15 protein-coding genes and 1 pseudogene are annotated in these 17,881 nt (G+C 43.4%); 6 read left to right on the forward strand and 10 right to left on the reverse strand.

What is annotated here, in order from left to right; genetic code table 11:
* Window positions 1-268 precede the first annotated feature (268 nt).
* Window positions 269-466: pseudogene (locus IM479_RS16755) on the forward strand (bile acid:sodium symporter family protein); the annotation flags it as partial.
* A 43-nt stretch (window positions 467-509) separates the two neighbouring features.
* The gene (locus IM479_RS16760) at window positions 510-1,106 is read left to right on the forward strand and encodes a hypothetical protein (protein WP_287687604.1); all 597 of its coding nucleotides are present in this window, start codon (window positions 510-512) and stop codon (window positions 1,104-1,106) included.
* Between the two features lie 23 nt (window positions 1,107-1,129).
* Here the strand turns inward: IM479_RS16760 and recA are convergent, their stop codons facing one another.
* The 3 genes from recA to IM479_RS16775 form a co-directional block, all read right to left on the reverse strand.
* Window positions 1,130-2,197 carry a recombinase RecA gene (gene recA / locus IM479_RS16765; RefSeq protein ID WP_286824728.1) on the reverse strand — a complete coding sequence of 356 codons (1,068 nt, stop codon included), beginning with the start codon at window positions 2,195-2,197 and terminating at the stop codon, window positions 1,130-1,132.
* Window positions 2,198-2,323: 126 nt separating this feature from the next.
* A complete protein-coding gene (locus tag IM479_RS16770) occupies window positions 2,324-3,277 on the reverse strand; it encodes an aldo/keto reductase (RefSeq protein ID WP_286824727.1) in 954 nt (317 codons plus the stop codon).
* Window positions 3,278-3,684: 407 nt separating this feature from the next.
* Window positions 3,685-3,858, reverse strand: coding sequence for a hypothetical protein (locus IM479_RS16775; protein WP_287687602.1), 174 nt, complete (start codon window positions 3,856-3,858; stop codon window positions 3,685-3,687).
* 165 nt (window positions 3,859-4,023) lie between these two features.
* On the opposite strand from IM479_RS16775, the gene IM479_RS16780 reads away from it, so the two are divergent.
* Window positions 4,024-5,331, forward strand: coding sequence for a pentapeptide repeat-containing protein (locus IM479_RS16780; protein ID WP_287687601.1), 1,308 nt, complete (start codon window positions 4,024-4,026; stop codon window positions 5,329-5,331).
* Between the two features lie 441 nt (window positions 5,332-5,772).
* On the opposite strand, the gene IM479_RS16785 is transcribed toward IM479_RS16780, so the two are convergent.
* Window positions 5,773-6,108 (reverse strand): XisI protein, encoded by a 336-nt coding sequence (locus tag IM479_RS16785; RefSeq protein ID WP_286824724.1) that lies wholly within the window; start codon window positions 6,106-6,108, stop codon window positions 5,773-5,775.
* On the reverse strand, window positions 6,096-6,512 hold the full coding sequence (locus IM479_RS16790; RefSeq protein ID WP_287076571.1) for a XisH family protein: 417 nt from the start codon (window positions 6,510-6,512) through the stop codon (window positions 6,096-6,098). Before IM479_RS16790 ends, IM479_RS16785 begins: the two co-directional genes overlap by 13 nt.
* 329 nt (window positions 6,513-6,841) lie before the next feature.
* On the opposite strand from IM479_RS16790, the gene IM479_RS16795 reads away from it, so the two are divergent.
* Window positions 6,842-7,567, forward strand: coding sequence for a 2-phosphosulfolactate phosphatase family protein (locus IM479_RS16795; protein WP_286824723.1), 726 nt, complete (start codon window positions 6,842-6,844; stop codon window positions 7,565-7,567).
* An 83-nt stretch (window positions 7,568-7,650) separates the two neighbouring features.
* Window positions 7,651-8,898 (forward strand): bifunctional folylpolyglutamate synthase/dihydrofolate synthase, encoded by a 1,248-nt coding sequence (locus IM479_RS16800; protein ID WP_287687600.1) that lies wholly within the window; start codon window positions 7,651-7,653, stop codon window positions 8,896-8,898.
* Here the strand turns inward: IM479_RS16800 and IM479_RS16805 are convergent.
* The 5 genes from IM479_RS16805 to IM479_RS16825 all read right to left on the reverse strand — a co-directional run bounded on the left by IM479_RS16805 (window position 8,872) and on the right by IM479_RS16825 (window position 16,262).
* Complete coding sequence (locus tag IM479_RS16805) at window positions 8,872-10,461, reverse strand: DUF3352 domain-containing protein (protein ID WP_287687598.1); 1,590 nt, start codon at window positions 10,459-10,461, stop codon at window positions 8,872-8,874. The genes IM479_RS16800 and IM479_RS16805 overlap by 27 nt on opposite strands.
* Window positions 10,462-10,642: 181 nt before the next feature.
* Window positions 10,643-11,785, reverse strand: coding sequence for a quinone-dependent dihydroorotate dehydrogenase (locus IM479_RS16810; protein ID WP_287687596.1), 1,143 nt, complete (start codon window positions 11,783-11,785; stop codon window positions 10,643-10,645).
* 97 nt (window positions 11,786-11,882) lie between these two features.
* Window positions 11,883-12,758 (reverse strand): J domain-containing protein, encoded by an 876-nt coding sequence (locus IM479_RS16815; RefSeq protein WP_286824718.1) that lies wholly within the window; start codon window positions 12,756-12,758, stop codon window positions 11,883-11,885.
* 229 nt (window positions 12,759-12,987) lie between these two features.
* Window positions 12,988-15,150 (reverse strand): molecular chaperone DnaK, encoded by a 2,163-nt coding sequence (gene dnaK, locus IM479_RS16820; protein ID WP_287687594.1) that lies wholly within the window; start codon window positions 15,148-15,150, stop codon window positions 12,988-12,990.
* A gap of 203 nt (window positions 15,151-15,353) precedes the next feature.
* Window positions 15,354-16,262, reverse strand: a complete 909-nt coding sequence (locus IM479_RS16825; protein WP_287687592.1) for an RluA family pseudouridine synthase — start codon at window positions 16,260-16,262, stop codon at window positions 15,354-15,356.
* A 1,014-nt stretch (window positions 16,263-17,276) separates the two neighbouring features.
* Between IM479_RS16825 and IM479_RS16830 the strand changes: the two genes are divergently transcribed.
* Window positions 17,277-17,810 (forward strand): hypothetical protein, encoded by a 534-nt coding sequence (locus IM479_RS16830; RefSeq protein WP_287687590.1) that lies wholly within the window; start codon window positions 17,277-17,279, stop codon window positions 17,808-17,810.
* The last annotated feature ends 71 nt before the right edge of the window (window positions 17,811-17,881 follow it).

Raw genomic sequence — 17,881 nt, forward strand, 5'->3', positions numbered from 1 at the left:
AGATAGTAAGGGGTTTCGTTCAGAAAAGACTTCAAATTCGGCCTTGAACGAGTAAAACTTTCTAGGAAATAAGGTTGAACATGAGATTTTTTCGACTTGTTCAAAGTGGCCGGAGGGCATTCGGACACTGAAAACGGACGTGGAGAAAGTGTCAGACTTAAGCAATTAAGCATTTTTCGGTGAAGCGTCAACCCCGTTCAGCGACCACCCTAAAAAAGTGGCGTGGTGAGGAATCGCCGTCCGTTTTACGGCGGCGAGGATGTCAATTCAATTAACTATTCCCCAAAGAATTTGTATCGCAATTGAAGTGGGTATTCAAAGCGGCACTTTAGCTATTGCTATCACTGCCGGTTTATTAAATAATCCCGATCTAGCCATTCCCGCAGTTGTCTATAGTTTATGGATGTATGTCAGCGCTTTTATCGCTGTTTATTATGGTCGCAAAAAAGCAGCTTTGGCAAAATAGGTAAATGGGGTGATAGGATATAGCTAAAAACTGATAACTGATTATGTTAATTGGTAAATATTTAACCCTAGAGGAATTATCTACCTGTTCCCAAACCTATCAAAAGTACGCAGCACAAATCGATCCCTACCCAAAAAATCCTGAAACGATAACCGCTTGGCAAAATCTCGCTCACTTTATTATCGATCCAATTATTGATAACTTTGGTCGAGAAAAATTCCAATTAACCTACGGATTTTGTTCCAATGATCTGAGAAAACTTCTCCAAAAAAAAGACCCAATCACTGGCTTAAAAAACGGTAGAATCGATCCCAGTTGCGATCAACATTGCGCCCACGAAATTAATCAAAAAGGTCAATATTATTGTCAGCGATTGGGGGCAGCCTGTGATTTTCGGATTATCGATTTAACGAGCGATCGCCTGATCGATTGGATTTTAACCCAAAAATTACCCTTTGATTCTCTCTATTTTTACGGAATTAATCGCCCGATTCATATCAGCTATGGACCCCAACATAAACGAGATCTATGGACTTTTACCCCTAAAGGAACACCGACTAAAAAAGGTTTACAATCATGGTTAGAAGCCGCTAAATCTATCGATTCTGAAGCTAAAAAATCCCCCAAAATCGGGGGATAACCAAGACCTAAAACCGTCTTCTTTTAGATTTCTGGCTCCAGATCTTCCTCGTCGTCCTCATCGGCCGGTTCCGTGGGGAAAGGAACCGAACCCATGTCTAATTTATCCCGCAATAACTTCTCAATTTCCGCCGCTACTTCTGGCTTTTCTTCGAGATATTTAACGGCATTATCGCGACCCTGGGCAATATTTTCGCCATTATAGCTATACCATGCCCCTTTACGAGTAACTACGTTCGTTTGTTCGGCGATATCGAGCATACAACCCACTTGGGAAATGCCTTTACCGAAGATAATATCAAATTCAGCAATCCGGAAAGGAGGCGCAACTTTATTTTTAGCCACCTTAACTTTAGCCCGAATTCCGTATTCCCCTTCCGTGCCTTTTTTCAAAGTTTGAATGCGACGGATATCTAAACGTACCGAGGCATAAAATTTTAAGGCCGTCCCCCCGGTGGTCACTTCAGGATTGCCGTAGGTAACACCGATTTTTTGCCGCAGTTGGTTGAGGAAAATCACCACACAACCCGATTTACCAATATTACCGGCAATTTTTCGCAGGGCTTTACTCATCAAACGGGCCTGCAAACCCACCTGATTATCCCCCATTTCCCCTTCAATTTCCGCCCGCGGCACTAAAGCGGCCACCGAGTCGATGACAACGATATCCACGGCCGAAGAACGCACTAACTGGTCAACTATTTCTAAGGCTGCCTCCCCTGTATCCGGTTGTGCCACCAGTAAATTATTGATATCTACCCCTAAATCTTCCGAATAGGTGGGATCTAAAGCGTGCTCCGCATCGACAAAGGCTGCCACTCCCCCAGCTTTCTGCACTTCTGCGATCGCATGGAGGGCTAAAGTGGTTTTTCCAGAACTTTCTGGCCCGTAAATTTCGACGATGCGGCCTTTCGGTAGGCCGCCACCCAAAGCCATATCTAGGGTTAAAGCACCACTAGGCACGGTTTCTACCCGCATCCGGGTCGCGTCTCCCAAACGCATAATCGAACCTTTGCCAAAGTTGCGCTCGATTTGATTTAAGACTAAACCCAAGGCTTTATCTCGATCAGGATTACTTGTCGTTGTCGCCATTAATTTTGTCCCAGTTTTCTTAAGTAGTACAGTAGTATCTAAAGATTGTAGCCTGTTTTGATCTTGATCACCAAAAAGTTAGAGACTTTTTCCAGAATGGTGATCGAAAATCAAAAGTTTTGATTTTTACAGCCAAGGCCGGCTCATCTGTTCTAATTGCGTCACCTCTCGCGCTTCTAAACTCCATCCTAACGCCCCAGCATTTTCCCTCGCTTGGGCCGCAGTTTTTGCCCCCGGAATGGGAATCACATCCCCTTGGGCGATTAACCAATTGAGGGCCACTTGTGCGGGGGTTTTTTGGTATTTTGCGCCCAATTCTTGCAGTACCCTTAAAATTGGGGCTATTTTCTCCAAACCTTCTTTTTTGAACCGCGAGTCAACTTTTCTGGCTCCATCGGGCAAATTCTGGCTTTCTGGGCTATATTTACCCGTCAGTAGTCCTTGAGCGAGGGGGCTGTAGGCAAGGATGGTGACACCTAATTCCTTGGCTGTGGCTAAAATTGCCTTAGTTTCTATTTTGCGATACAAAAGCGAATACTGCACCTGATTGACCGCTAAGGGAACCTCTTTTTTCGCCAAAATCTGGCTTGCTTGACGCATTTGCTCGGCGGAATAATTACTTACGCCCACTGCAGCAATACGGCCTCGTTTTACTTCTTCAGCTAGGGCATTCATTAGGGTTTCTTGGCTAATCAGGAAGGTGAAGGGCCAATGTACTTGGTAAAGGGTAATTTTATCGGTTTTTAGACGGTTTAAGCTCTCTGTAATGGCATTATGAACGGCATTCGCCCCAAATCGCCACGGTACGGGGGCAAACTTACTGGCAATATCGATGGGAATATCAGTCTCTTGAGTAAATTTTCCTAAGAGTCGTTCCGATTCCCCCAGTCCATAGACTTCGGCAGTGTCAAAAAAGGTGATTCCTGCCTCTACTGCCGCTTTAAAGGCCGCCTCTACCTGACTAGCTCCGTATTCCTTGCCATAGTTCCAGAATAGTTTATCTCCCCATGCCCAAGTCCCAATTCCCAAGGCACTGACGGAAATTCCTGTTTGTCCGAGATTAGCGGTTTGTCTAGTCATATTCCCTACAAAGAATGACAGCGTTTCCCATTTAAAGATGAAGTGTAACCCATATTTGGTCTGACTCACCATTAACCCCCTTTTTTGATTCCGGGAAATTCGCACCCATAAGTAATGGGAAAGGACTTGACTTTGCCGGCGACTTGCGCTATGCTTTTCTTATAATGGGAATCCGTGCAAAATTTTAAAAAACGCACAGATTCCCAGTATGAATAAAATCTTTTAAAAATATTATCTCAAAATCTCCCGACAAAAGCAAGCAAAATTTCGCCCCTAATTGTTAAGTTTTGTTAATCAAGAAATGCAGAGATCAGCAAGGTAAAAAAATGGAAATCTCTTGCCGATCTTGTTTGTCTGCTTGATTGTCGGTTAACCTATGATTAGGTTAGGCGAATTTTGCGCTTTGACTAATTGTTAGTGCTAACTTCTGTGGTTTCAACAATTGCCGTCGGTTGGCAGGGGGTAGGTGGAAATTTCTCTGGCAAAGAGAAGCCTAAAAATGATGCGATCGCAAATATGGTGCTGGTAATTTTGGCAAGACTGACAAGGTCTTCTCTGTACTTTAACCAATATTTATACATAATCATCAATCCTTTTACTTAGGAGGTGAACTATCTCTAGATTAAAAAAATTCTGATTATTTGTCGTTACTCAAAAGTCATGAAAATGGTACTTTTTTTAGGTACTCTCAAGTAACCTGACAGGGTACTGAAAAGTAATCTTAAGTCCTGTTACCTATAAAAATAATGATAATGAATGAACTAAAAATGACTGAAATTGAAACCCTTTCTTGGTTTGAATTAGAAAGACTGGTTAATGATCTGAAAAAAAAGCATACAAAGAAGGGATTAACGGACGTGGAGACAAAAATATTAAAAGGTATTTTTGAGGATAAAAAATATGCTGATCTAACGGAAGAAATTGGACAAGAAGAACAGTCAATCAAGAATGCAGCTTCTAGTTTATTTAAAATCTTGTCAGAGCAAACAGGTGAAAAGATTGGAAGTAAGAATCTGATTACTGCTTTGGCAAGGTATAGAGATAATTCTCAGATATTTGATCATAACAATAAACCGCAACCTCAGCAATCGGATAGAGTTCTTGAATTAGTTATTGAGGTAGGTATAGACGACCTGACACCAGAGAAAATTGATAAGATTAACAACCTTATTCAAAAAATCGCCAGAGACAACACGATCAAGCCTATTATGAAACTTAAAGGCAGTATTCGGCTATTTTTAGAAGGTTCAGAAGATGGACTACAGCGCCTAGCAGATTTACATCAATCGGGGGAATTGCAAGCCCTTCTCAATGAACTTAAATCAGACGATATACCCGAAATTATCGTCAAAAAAGCAGAGTTCACTACAGATGCAAAAGTTATTGAAAAAGCCGAATTAATTAAGGCAATTCGAGAGGGAACAATCGATAAGACAACTCTACAACAAGTTGATTTAAGTGGGGCTTTCCTGAGAGGGGCTAACCTGAGTGGGGCTAACCTGAGTGGGGCTAACCTGAGAGGGGCTAACCTGAGAGGGGCTATCCTGAGTAAGGCTATCCTGAGTGGGGCTATCCTGAGTAAGGCTATCCTGAGTGGGGCTATCCTGAGTAAGGCTAACCTGATTGGGGCTATCCTGAGTGGGGCTAACCTGAGTTGGGCTAACCTGAGTAGGGCTAACCTGAGTTGGGCTAACCTGAGTAGGGCTATCCTGAGAGAGGCTGACCTGAGAGAGGCTGACCTGAGAGGGGCTATCCTGAGTGGGGCTTTCCTGGGTTGGGCTATCCTGAGTGGGGCTATCCTGAGTAAGGCTAACCTGAGTGATGCTAACCTGAGTGATGCTAACCTGAGTGGGGCTTTCCTGAGAGGGGCTAACCTGAGTGGGGCTAACCTGTGGATAGCTGACCTGAGTGGGGCTTTCCTGAGTGGGGCGGAAGTTGAAAACGCTATCTTTACCAATGCAACGGGTATCACTCCCGAACAAAAACAGGATTTGATTCGACGAGGGGCAATTTTTGGGGATACTTCTAACGATCGCAGTAAAGCATTAGTTTAAAACAGCCTTTGCTCTCCACCTTCAGCAGAGATTTAGGTAGGGTTGGCTGAATAAATGTAAAATATAGACGAGGTAAGGGGTTTGGCGGCCTGTTTGGCCCAGCAGCTGCAAGATTTTCAAGCTGGTGGCTCAAAAACCTTCCCTAATTAATGGGAAAAGACTTGACTTTGCCGGCGGCTTGCGCTATGCTTTTCTTATAATGGGAATCAGTGCAAAATTTTTAAAAATGCACAGATTCCCATTATGAATAAAATCTTTTAAAAATATTATCTCAAAATCTGCCGACAAAAGCAAGCAAAATTTCGCCCCTAATTGTTAAGTTTTGTTAATCAAGAAATGCAGAGATCAGCAAGGTAAAAAAATGGAAATCTCTTGCTGATCCTGTTTGTAGGTCAAGCTATGATTAGGTTAGGTGAGTTTGGCGCTTTTCTCTGATTAAGATTAACCCACCGCAAACCCTGTATATTCTCTGACTAGGGGTTCATGAAAGGCTAAAACAATATCTTCTTTAGGAACACCTAAATTAACTAATTCATTGGCAATTCCTACCTCAGTGCCATCATGTTGTATCCAGATTTTACCCTTTTTAATATCGAGATGCAAAACACAACCATGATATCTTCGTCTATTTTTCCAGCCAACATACATCAATTGATAGTGATCGCCAACTGTATCAAAAATCAATTGTTGTTCAATCGGATCTTTAGATGAACCTAGCTGAGAATATTCAGTAATGACTTGCTTGACATAGTGACGATATTGTTCTAATTTTTCCATGCGACAATTACCTCCCCAATCGGATCATAAATAAGCAGGTAAATTTGAAATCGTTTAACGACAGTTTGAATAAATCGCAATTCAAAAAAACTATAATAAATATCTAAAGGAACAGCTAAATATAACTGTCTTTTAGGTTCTTTTTCTTCTAAAGCAACACGATAATTAAAGAATTGTCCAATAGCAGTATGAAATTCTGAAATACTGGATTTACCGATAAAACTTTTAATTTCAACGGCTATCTTTTCATTGTCTTTTTCTGCGGCTATCAGTTGCTCTGCTCCTAAATCGACATACATTTCTACATCACCCACTTCAATCCTTAAAGGGTCATCCGTAATGATCCAACCCTCTTTTTCTAATCCTTTTCTCACTGCACCATGAAAACGATCTTTAGCAGACATGAATTTTGAAGTTAGCAGGCATAATAATTGTTAATTATAACATTTCGTCATGACGAGCGACAGGGTGAGAGCAGCTCAAACCCTATTGACAATTGGCCAATTTTGTGATCCGCGTGGGCATTTCAAGTGATAAGCTAAGACGTATTTAAACCGCTTATTCTGAGATTAGCCCCCCTTGCCTGATCTCAACAAGCAATTTGAATTACGAACAGCTTAACTAGCTGACATCCATCGTGATAAAATCGGCCTTGTCTTTCTTCTGCCAGCGCAGCGCCGAGCGGCGGTATGTTGAGCTTATTTCCCCCTTTACTTTTTACTTGGTATAACTCGTGCAGGTTTTCATTTATCATACTCCCGAACTTACCCCCGTCCATACTCTACCCGATTGCGCCGTCGTTATCGATGTTTTAAGAGCGACAACCACGATCGCCACTGCCCTCAATGCCGGTGCGGAAGCAGTGCAAACTTTTAGCGATCTGAAAACCCTGATGCAGGTGAGTGATAGCTGGCAACCGGAAAAACGTCTCCGGGCAGGAGAAAGAGGTGGCGCGAAAGTGGAAGGCTGCGATCTGGGCAATTCTCCCCTCGATTGTACCCCTGATTTAATGAAAGGTCGTCGTCTGTTTATCAGCACCACTAACGGCACTCGCGCTCTGCAAAGAGTGGAAGAATCCCCGATCGTGATCACTGCGGCCATGATTAATCGGCAAGCTGCCGTTAATTACCTATTGGATAAGCAGCCCGATACCGTCTGGATTGTTGGCTCTGGTTGGGAAGGGGGTTATTCTCTGGAAGATACGGCCTGTGCTGGAGCGATCGCCGATGCGCTACAAGAACAATCGGGGCAAATGGCGATCGGGAATGATGAGGTTATTGCCTCGATCGCTCTTTATCGTCAATGGCAAAATGATCTTTTAGGAATGTTCCACAGTTGTAGTCACGGTCAGCGCCTTTTGCGTCTCCACTGTCAAGAAGATTTAAAATACTGCGCTAATATTGACTCTCTTGATGTTTTACCGATCCAAAAAGAACCGAGCATTTTAGTCAAACTTTAGACATTACTACCCACAGAAAGGGTCATCCGTGCGGGTAGGATCGATGCTCCTACCCAGATTCCTTTATTTATAGTTTACCGACCATGACTATCGATTCTTTACTGCAACCTTTTCAGCGTTTTGGTGTCAATCTCGGTTTAGAAAGAATAAAAAATCTGCTGGAGATTTTAGGCAATCCCCAAGATAAAATTCCGATTATTCATGTCACGGGAACTAATGGCAAAGGTTCAGTTTGTGCCTATCTATCCTCTATTCTCAGCACTGCCGGTTACAAAGTCGGACGTTATATTTCTCCCCATTTAATTGATTGGACGGAAAGAATCTCTATTAATGGCGAAAATATTGAAACTGCGACTTTAGAAAACCTGCTTAAGTATATACAATCGCGTATCGATCCCCAGCAGGAAAGTCCTACTCAATTTGAGGTAATTACTGCCGCTGCTTGGCTGTATTTTGCTCGGGAAAAGGTGGATATTGCCGTGATGGAAGTGGGTTTAGGAGGAAGATTAGATGCGACTAATGTCTGCGCTCAACCTTTAGTTACTGTCATCACTTCTATTAGTCGGGAACATTGGCAAAATTTAGGTCCCACGGTTGCGGATATTGCCGGGGAGAAAGCGGGGATATTAAAAGCGAATTGTCCGGCAGTTATCGGACAATTACCGGAATCAGCGCAGGGGGTAGTTAGGGAGAGAATCAAGCTGTTAAATTGTCCGACGGTATGGGTAGAAGCTGCCGAGAAAATTGCTGATAATCGCGCTAAATATCAAGGGTTAGAATATCCTTTATCCTTAGCGGGAGATTTTCAATTAACTAATTCTGCTATAGCGATCGCTGTTGTTAATATTTTACGTCAGCAAGGTTGGCAAATTAGCGATGAAGTCGTGCAAGAAGGAATGGCAAAAACTCGCTGGTTAGGACGGTTACAAACCGTTAATTGGTGTCAGCGAGAAATCTTAATAGATGGCGCTCATAATCCTGCTGCTGCTATTGGTTTAAGGCAGTATGTAGATAGTTTAAAAGCCCCAAAAATTATCTGGGTGATGGGAATTTTATCGACCAAAGATCATCGGGAAATATTCCAAGCTTTATTAAGAAAAGGCGATAGTTTATATTTAGTTCCTGTGCCAGATCATAGCAGTGCCAATCCTGAAACATTAGCGGAATTAGCGGCTTCAATTTGTCCAGAATTATCTCACCTAGAGACTTGTTCCGATGTATTTTTAGGACTAAAAAAAGCCATCCAAGAATCTGCCGATAGTCAGATAATTCTCTGTGGATCGCTTTATCTAGTCGGTTACTTTTTAGGGAGTTTGTTTCAGGGAAAATAAAACATCAATTTTACTGGTGGTTTTATCAGGCATAGTGGCAGTAATTCCGATCCCGCGTACCGATTCTAAAAAGGCTTTTGTTTCCGGGGTTAATTCCGTGGCAGGAAGATTATTAATTCCTCCCGCTTTAGCGATAATTTGCTCCACATCGATGAAGAAATAACCGAGATTATTCTTGGGTAGATTAGCGGTAGATGCTCGGAAATTCTCACTTTGGCTAATCGGTTGATTCGGTTGGGGTTGATAGGGAATTCCGACGGTCATTTTTAAGGTATCATTATTAGGCCAAGCATAGGTTAAAATCGCTTGTTCTTCCGCTTTCCATTCAGTCACATCTTCACCGGAAATTTGACTGTTTTTTATGGTGATAACAGGAACAGTTTTTACCAATTGATTTAACTTCTCGAGGGTAGTTTTTGCCGCTTTATGATCGCCGGTTTGCCAGATCATCATTCCCCCAAAACCTAACCCTCCCAGCGCTTGCTGGTTGGGGATAATTCCGAAAGCAAATTCTCGATCCATCCAGTTAAAAACTTCTTTATCCGCGTCAAGGGTTGCCATCTGAAAATTCTCACGGATCTGACGCAGAAAAACTTGTAATTCTGGGTTAGTTTGGGACTGTTTTTCTACTTCTTCCCATCCCTGTTTAAGATTATTACCGCTCCAGACTGCGATGGTATCTCCGGGGAAATAATTTAAAACTTGATTTCTGCTAGGGGAAGGTAGGGTAGAAATAGTTTCAGGAGCAAGTTTAGCCACCATTTGTAATTGTAATCCCGTATCGGTGACACCCACTCCCGCGACAATATCTTGAATTTTTGCTAATTCTTGCCGACTTTGGGGGGATAAATTAGCATCTGCTCCCAAGATTCCGGCATAATCATCGATATAAATTGTCGCTAGGGTATTGGGTAGGTTGAGGGATTGGGAAAGCAGTTTTCTCACTTCTGGTTTACTGCTAAAAGATGGCTGTCCTCGGTAGGTATCGATCGCCGATTCTAACACCTTTTTATCGTAGGATATCAACAAAAAATCCCCCGCAACGGCAGTATAAATGGTGGTGTTATCCTGCCAATCTATAGCAGTAATTTTAATATCTTTGTAGTCACTGGTGCTAGTTTTGCGATTAACTTGTTGTCCTAGTTTTTTCTCGAATTCCGACGCTTTAATTTTATCTTTGATCCCGATAACTGTTAAGATTCCCGATTCCCCCGGTTTAGTTGCCGGAAGAAAAGCAAAGCTGATACTACCGATCCAAGGTTCGATATCCCGTTGATAATCAATCTTATCGGTGAAGATATTTTTTTGTAATTCTTCTAATCCTTGACTAACCGCAGTTCGTGATTCAGGTGTACCATATTTAGCTAACACTGACCAAGCTTTTGCATCCGTGGAGACAAAACTACTAGCAAAGGCAGTTTCTGGGATAACTTTTGCTGATTCTAAGGGGGTGAATCTTTGCCAAGGTAGTTGTCCTCGTAGATAAAGATAGACACCTCCTGCGGTTACTGCTGTTAGTCCTAAGACGACTAAACAACCGGGTAAAAATGATTTTTTTGACATAGAATTGTGGTTTGGTTAAAAAGTTCAATACTTGGCGATCGATTTGTCTCTGGTTGTAGTCTCTAGATCAGTCCTATTGTAGTTATCTTAATTATCTTATCTTATCCCCAAAGGGAACGGGTAACATTTTAGCTAATTTTTCCGACATTCTTGCTAATTACCAGAGAAAATTGGCTCATCCTTAGTCAGATTTCAACCCCACCGCTTGATTAATGTTAGTCAACCCATTGACCTCTAGTTTTTCTGTTAATCCTTGTAAAATATTTGATACTAGCCAAGGACCCTGATATAACCAACCGGTATAAATCTGTAATAAACTGGCACCGGCGGTAATTTTTTCCCAAGCATCATCGAGAGAAAAAATGCCTCCCACTCCAATTATTGGTAAATTGCCTTGGGTTTGCCGATAGATAAAACGGATCACTTCCGTGGAACGTTCCCGCAAAGGTTTGCCACTAATTCCCCCTGCTTCTTCCGTGATTGGTTTACCGGTTTCGGGCAGAATTGTGGTTTTTAATCCCGTGCGTTTAGTGGTGGTATTAGTAGCGACAATTCCCGCTAATTGATAGGAGACAGCTAAGTCAATAATTGTTCTGATATCTTCCCATTCTAAATCGGGAGAAATTTTCACTAATAGGGGTTTTCTGCCTTGATTTTCTGTTTGTAAAATGTCGAGGATTTTATCGAGTTGTTCACCACTTTGCAGGGAACGCAAACCGGGAGTATTGGGAGAACTAACATTAACGACAAAATAATCAGCATGGGGGAATAAATAGCGAAAACTGCCTAAATAGTCCTCCGGGGCTTTTTCTAGGGGCGTATTTTTCGATTTACAGAGGTTAATGCCGATGGGAATCTGTCGGGGTTGTCGTTGCCAAGATTGTTGGAGGGTTGCCGCTAGAACTGGCGCACCACAGTTATTTGCCCCCATACGGTTTAATCCAGCCAAATCTTCTGGTAAACGGAATAATCTCGGTTTTGGGTTGCCCGGTTGCCCTTCTAGGGTGACAGCACCCACCTCGGCAAAACCAAAGCCGAAACTATGCCAAAGTCCTGCCCCTAAACCGTCTTTATCGAATCCTGCCGCTAATCCGACAGGATTGGGGAAATTTAACCCCCAGAGGCTTTGAGATAGGCGAGAATCGCTAAAACTGAGGGATTCTGATAATTGTGAGATTAACCATTGTCCCCAAAATCCGCCTCGCGAGCGATCGATTTTTTGCAGAGTATTTAATAATTGTCTTTGTGTTCCCTCTAAATTGCCCCGAATAGCCTTGAAAGCTAGAGGATAAAAAGGTTTAATTGTATCAATTATATTGGTCATAATCAAGCGGGATTAAGGTGTAGGGTGGGTTAGGCGAGGACAAGTTATGTTTTTGACAAAAAATTTCAAATTTGCCGTAACCCACCTAGCATAATCGTTATAAACCTTGACGAGGATTAAAAGTTTCGATCGCCCGTATTTTTTGATAAAGTTCTAATTCTTCTGGGCTAGGATTGGGAGGATTAACTAATAGAATTTCTACTAATTGATCGCCCCTTTCTCCTTGGGAAGTGGGATAACCTTTGTTAGCCAAACGTAATCTTTGACCACTTTTTAATCCCTTAGGAATCATCATTTTAACTAACCCGTCAATGGTAGGAATTTCCACAAAACCGCCCACAATTGCCTCGCTAGGAGTAATCGGTACTTGACAGACAATATCAGAACCTTGAATCCTAAAAAAAGGATGCCTAGCGATAGTTATTTTTAAATATAAATCACCCCCTTCAATACCCTGACCTTTGAGACGAATTTTCTGCCCATCGATCATGGCTGCCGGCATATCAACCTCTATTGATCTACCATCTTCCAGACGAATTCTTTGTCTGCCACCTTGATAAGCTTTCTCCAAAGGTAAAGTCAATTTTGCTTCCACATCTCGACGAGTTAAACGGGGAGAGGAGGCAATTTTAGCGCGCTTAGTATTAAGGTTATTAAAATCTCTAAACTTCCATAAATCCTGTTCTGTACGGGGGATTTTTCCATTACCGTTACTATTCGCTTTTTCCCCCGGACGTATCCCGCGGCGCTTAATCCCCGTCAAGGAACGATTATACTCAACCCGTTTTTCTTCATCGGAGAGAACATCGTAAGCTTCATTAATATCTTTAAACTTTTCTTCGGCCGATTTATCCCCCGGATTAACATCAGGATGATATTGACGCGCCAGTCGTCGAAAAGCCTTTTTGATCTCGTCACCGGTAGCCGTGCGAGATACTCCTAAAACATCATAATAATCAACTAATTGTGGCATATATTCAGTTATCAGTCATCAGTTATCGGTCATCAGTTATCAGTTATCAGTTATCAGTTATCAGTTATCAGTTATCAGTTATCAGTTATCAGTTATCAGATTTGAGTTCTAAGTGAGCAGTATGTATTAAGCGAGCAGTATTAAATAGTAGTTTCCCACTGTCTTTTTACTGATTACTGTTTACTGATTACTGTTTACTGTTTACTGATCACTGTTTACTGATCACTGATTAAAACCAATCATCATCGTCATCATCCCAGTTATTTTGGGGGGGAACATTGCGGGAACGATTGCCGCCGCTGCGGTTACTTTTACTATTGTTATAACTTTTTTCCTCCGAACGGGGGGAACTTTGCCAATCGCTATCGCGGCCATTGTAGTAATTGTCCTGATTGCGGGGGCGATAACTATCTTGATTAGCCGAATAATTGGGTCGATAATCACTTTGATAACCCGGTGTACTGGGACGATAATCCTGGCGATAACGATCGCGGCGCGGTTCGGAGGGAAGATCATCTTCCTTATCCCCGGTAAAAGTCTTGCGAATAGCGCTAAAAAAGCCCTCATCTTCCTCGTCGTATTGTAGCCGTACCTCGCGATTTAATTCATAGATAACATCCTGTAGATCCGCCTGGGCGCGATCAATGCGACGGTCATCATTTTTCTCCAAAGCGTCGATAATTTCCGTACTCAAAGACTCAATTTGACGACGATAGGAACGGGTAAACTCATTACCAAAATCGAGAGTAACATCTTTTAAGCGTCGTTGGGCTTGATCCACCAGAGAGCGGGCGCGATTGCGTTTATCGACCTTTTCGCGACGGGTACGATCTGCTTGGGCAAATCGGGCAGCATCGCCGATCATGCGGTTAATTTCCCCTTCGCTGAGGGTAGAAGCGCCTTGAATGGTGACACTTTGCTCCCGTCCGGTCATTTTATCCCTAGCGGTGACTTGTAGAATACCGTTAGCATCCATATCGAGGGACACCTGCACTTGCGGAATACCCCGGGGTGCGGGGGGGATACCAGTTAATTTAAAACGTCCCAGGGATTTATTATCGCTGGCCATTTCCCTTTCCCCCTGCAAAACGTGGATTTCCACCACAGTTTGATTATTTTCGGAAGTGGAAAAAAGGTCAGCTCTGCGGACGGGAATAGTGGTATTGCGGGGGATTAACTTTTTCATCACACCGCCGATGGTTTCTAAACCCAAGGATAAAGGGGTAACATCGAGGAGCAGCACGTCTTTGACCTCGCCGCCCAAAATTCCCGCTTGAATAGCCGCCCCGACCGCTACAACCTCATCAGGGTTAACATTTTGATTGGGTTCCCTATCGATAAAACTCCGCACCAAATCCTTAACCACCGGCATCCGCGTGCCGCCGCCCACCAGTACCACTTCGTCTAGTTGGACGGGGGACAAACCGGCATCAGAAAGGGCGCGTTTGAGAGGACGACTGAGACGACTGATTAAATCGCCGCATAATTCCTCAAATTGGGCCCGACTCAGGCGAGTTTCGATGTGTTTGGGTCCGTCTTCCGTGGCGATGATAAAGGGCAGATTAATATCGGTGACGCTGACCCCAGACAGTTCTATTTTGGCTTTTTCTGCCGCTTCTGTGAGTCTTTGTAGGGCTTGCCGGTCTTGGCGCAGCTCCACGCCTTCCTGTTCCAAAAACTGATTGGCTAACCAATCGACGATTCTTTTATCGAAATCATTTCCGCCTAATTGGGTGTCGCCACTGGTGGCTTTCACCTCAAAAACGCCGTCACCCACTTCCAAGATAGAAACATCAAAAGTACCGCCTCCCAGGTCAAAAACGAGGATTTTCTTGCTTTCCTGTTCATCGAGACCGTAGGCCAGGGCGGCGGCGGTGGGTTCGTTGAGAATCCGCATCACTTCTAACCCCGCAATTCGGCCCGCATCCCGGGTGGCTTGACGTTGGGAGTCATTAAAATAGGCGGGGACGGTGATTACGGCCCCGGTAACTTCTTCCCCCAGATAACGGCTGGCCTCTTCGGCTAATCGGCGTAAAATTAGGGCGGAAATTTCTTCGGGGGCGAATTCTTTTTGCAGACGGGGGCATTTAATTTTGATATTGCCCATCTCATCCCGGCGGATGGTGTAGGGGACGCGCTTCGATTCGGGGTTTAATTCCGAGTAGCGACGACCTATGTAGCGTTTGACTCCATAGTAGGTGTTTTGGGGATTGAGTACCCCTTGTCGCCGGGCCATTTGACCGACCACTAACTCCCCATCTTTATTAAAACCGACCACAGAAGGGGTGGTTCTCATGCCCTCCGAGTTGGCGATGACCACTGGCTTTCCGCCTTCCATCACGGCGACGACGGAGTTAGTTGTCCCTAGATCAATGCCTACTACTCTACCCATGCTTGTTTTTGTCTCCCCCTAGATTTCGATAACTTCGGGACTTTTACCTTCGATCGATAGTTTAAATCGCTTAATGCTTGTTGACAATATTGTATCCAATTGTCTTAGGTTCTCGCTCTCGGTTCGGGGCGATTGAGGGTGTGATTACCGAAGTGGTCTTTTAGTGATCGCTGGCAATCAGGTTTGGGGGGGTGAAAATATGGCTAGATTTCCAGATTTTCCCTATCCACTAATTCTGCTGGCGGCTGACAGGAAATAGGGATTGTTCTGCCTGTACTGGGATGATTAAAAACGATTTGATTGGCATGGAGATAATAACCACAATCTCCCGGTACTGCATCCGGCCGCGGTAATCCCCCCAGACCATACAATGGATCACCGATTAAAGGATAGCCAAAAAAGGCCAGATGAATGCGAATTTGATGGGGTCTGCCCGTAAAAATTTGTACTTCTAATAGGGTACTATCGGGATGTTTTTTTAAGACTCGACCATGACTGCGGGCCGATAACCCATCTGTGAGCGCACCGTAAACATAGCCTAAAATGGGATGGGCGATTTTCCCGATCGCTTGATTAATAGTAAAATTATCTGGTATGTCGCCCTGAACCACTAAAGCTCGATATATTTTAGTAATTTTCCCCTCCCGCATCTGTTGACTCAATTTAGCTCTAGCGGGCTTTGATTTAGCCATTAAGACTATACCCGAAGTGCCGCGACCAAGACGATGAATTGGATAGGGAGTGATATCGGGATAATGCTGATGTACCAAATGGATAAGAGTATGTTCGAGAAATCCACCCCCCGCTAACACCGGTAATCCCGAAGGTTTCGCCACCACTAACACCTCGGCATCCTCGTAGAGTACCTCAAAAAAGAGCGGCACATCCGGTTCTGTCCAAGGTGGGCGCTGATAGGTCAATTGCTGCCCGATTTCCAAGACTGTATCGGGGCAAGCGGGACGACCGTTGACTAGAATTGCTCCTGATAAAATGCGATCGAGCCATTCTTCTGGGCTAGAATGGCAATATTTGCCCGTATAGTAAGCTAATAAGCTTAATCCAGCCTGATTTTTGCTAATTTTATCTCGATAAATCCAACCTTGATTGGGCATTGGGGAAGTGGGGAAGTGGGGAAGTGGGGAAGTGGGGAAGTGGGGAAGTGGGGAAGTGGGGAAGTGGGGAAGTGGGGAAGTGGGGAAGTGGGGAAGTGGGGGAATTTCCACTAAAACCCTAACACCCCAACACCCTATCTCCTGAATACTGACTTCTCACCCAATGTTCGACAAAGATAAGCAAAAATTATTAATTGACTCCAAAAACTTGAGAATATTTAAATTAACATTCCGCAATATTTATAAATTCTTAAGAATTAATTGAGAAAGATTTTTATTTAACAACGATGTTACAATGGTTACAGCGATTTTACTGAATTTCATAATGGGTTATTCTGTGCTTTTTTGGGCAGCAATGGTTGAAACCCTTGCCACACCTACAAGGTAATCCCAATTAAGACAGGTAAATCAGTCAATTTCACCCACAACGATGATCTTTTTTTTGTGTAGTTTTATTGCAAAGAAAAAGTTTTTTTGACAAAAAGCACAAAGTATGCAGGAGTAGTTATGGCAGAGTGGGAAGTGGGGAAGTGGGGAAGTGGGGAAGTGGGGAAGTGGGGAAGCCGTAAGGCGGATAGGGTAGGGCATACCCGAATCTTGGTTGAAAGACCAAAACGCTTGCAGAGCTATCCACAAGTGGACAACTAGATAGGGTTGGCTGAATAATGGTAAAACCCTTTTAAAATAAGGCTTTTGACCTGTTAAAATCCGATGTTCATGCTGCGAAAATCGGATTGGGACCCTCAAAAACCTTGCATTAGCCTTCTTATAGTACATAAACTGGTACAAAAAGAGAGGGCAACAAAGCCTGAAACGACCGGCTACTGACGACCGACGACCGACTCCTAACCCCACCAACAAACTTTTTGCTGCAAACCCTAGATAACAAGTGATATTCTAGTAGGTTCGGATAGGACATAATCTTGTCAGACGTGAGTAGGGGAAACCAGAAAGCGCAGTGATGAGCTTCGAGAATCCCTCCCATGAGCGCTTCGGGGAGTGTCAATTAATTGTATGTCTTTGGTAATTTGTACGGGTTTTCATGATTCTAGATTGACCGAGGATTTTTTAGGACATCTGGGGAGCAAATCGGTCAAATTACGTTCCTATATTATTATTTCGCCTTTTTCTTGCTTAAATGAAGCTTTTTCACCGGGAGAAGCTCTAACCTTGATTGGGTTTAGTGCGGGGGTGGTAAATGCGATCGCTTTAGCTCATTATGGGCAAGCTCAAGGGGCAAAAATTGAAGCTTTAATAGCTCTGGACGGGTGGGGAGTGCCATTAATCGGTAATTTTCCCATTTATCGCCTTAGTCACGATTATTTTACCCATTGGAGTTCCTGTTTATTGGGTAGCGGTCAAGAAAATTTTTATGCAGATCCAGCTGTAGATCATCTTAGCCTCTGGTCGTCCCCCGATCGAGTGACCGGTTGGTCTATCAATGGTAATTTTGTCCAACGCACCACAGCGTTAACTTTTTTATCGAAAATTTGGGTTAAAACCCCGTCGTTTTACGACGGCTTTAAGCTACAATGGAAAAAGCGATAACCAAGCTAAAAACTGAACCTTGACCACAGATAGTAGGGGGTTTCGTTCAGAAAAGACTTCAAATTCGGCCT

It is taken from the genome of Microcystis sp. M165S2 (genome assembly GCF_020245885.1).
Lineage (GTDB): Bacteria > Cyanobacteriota > Cyanobacteriia > Cyanobacteriales > Microcystaceae > Microcystis.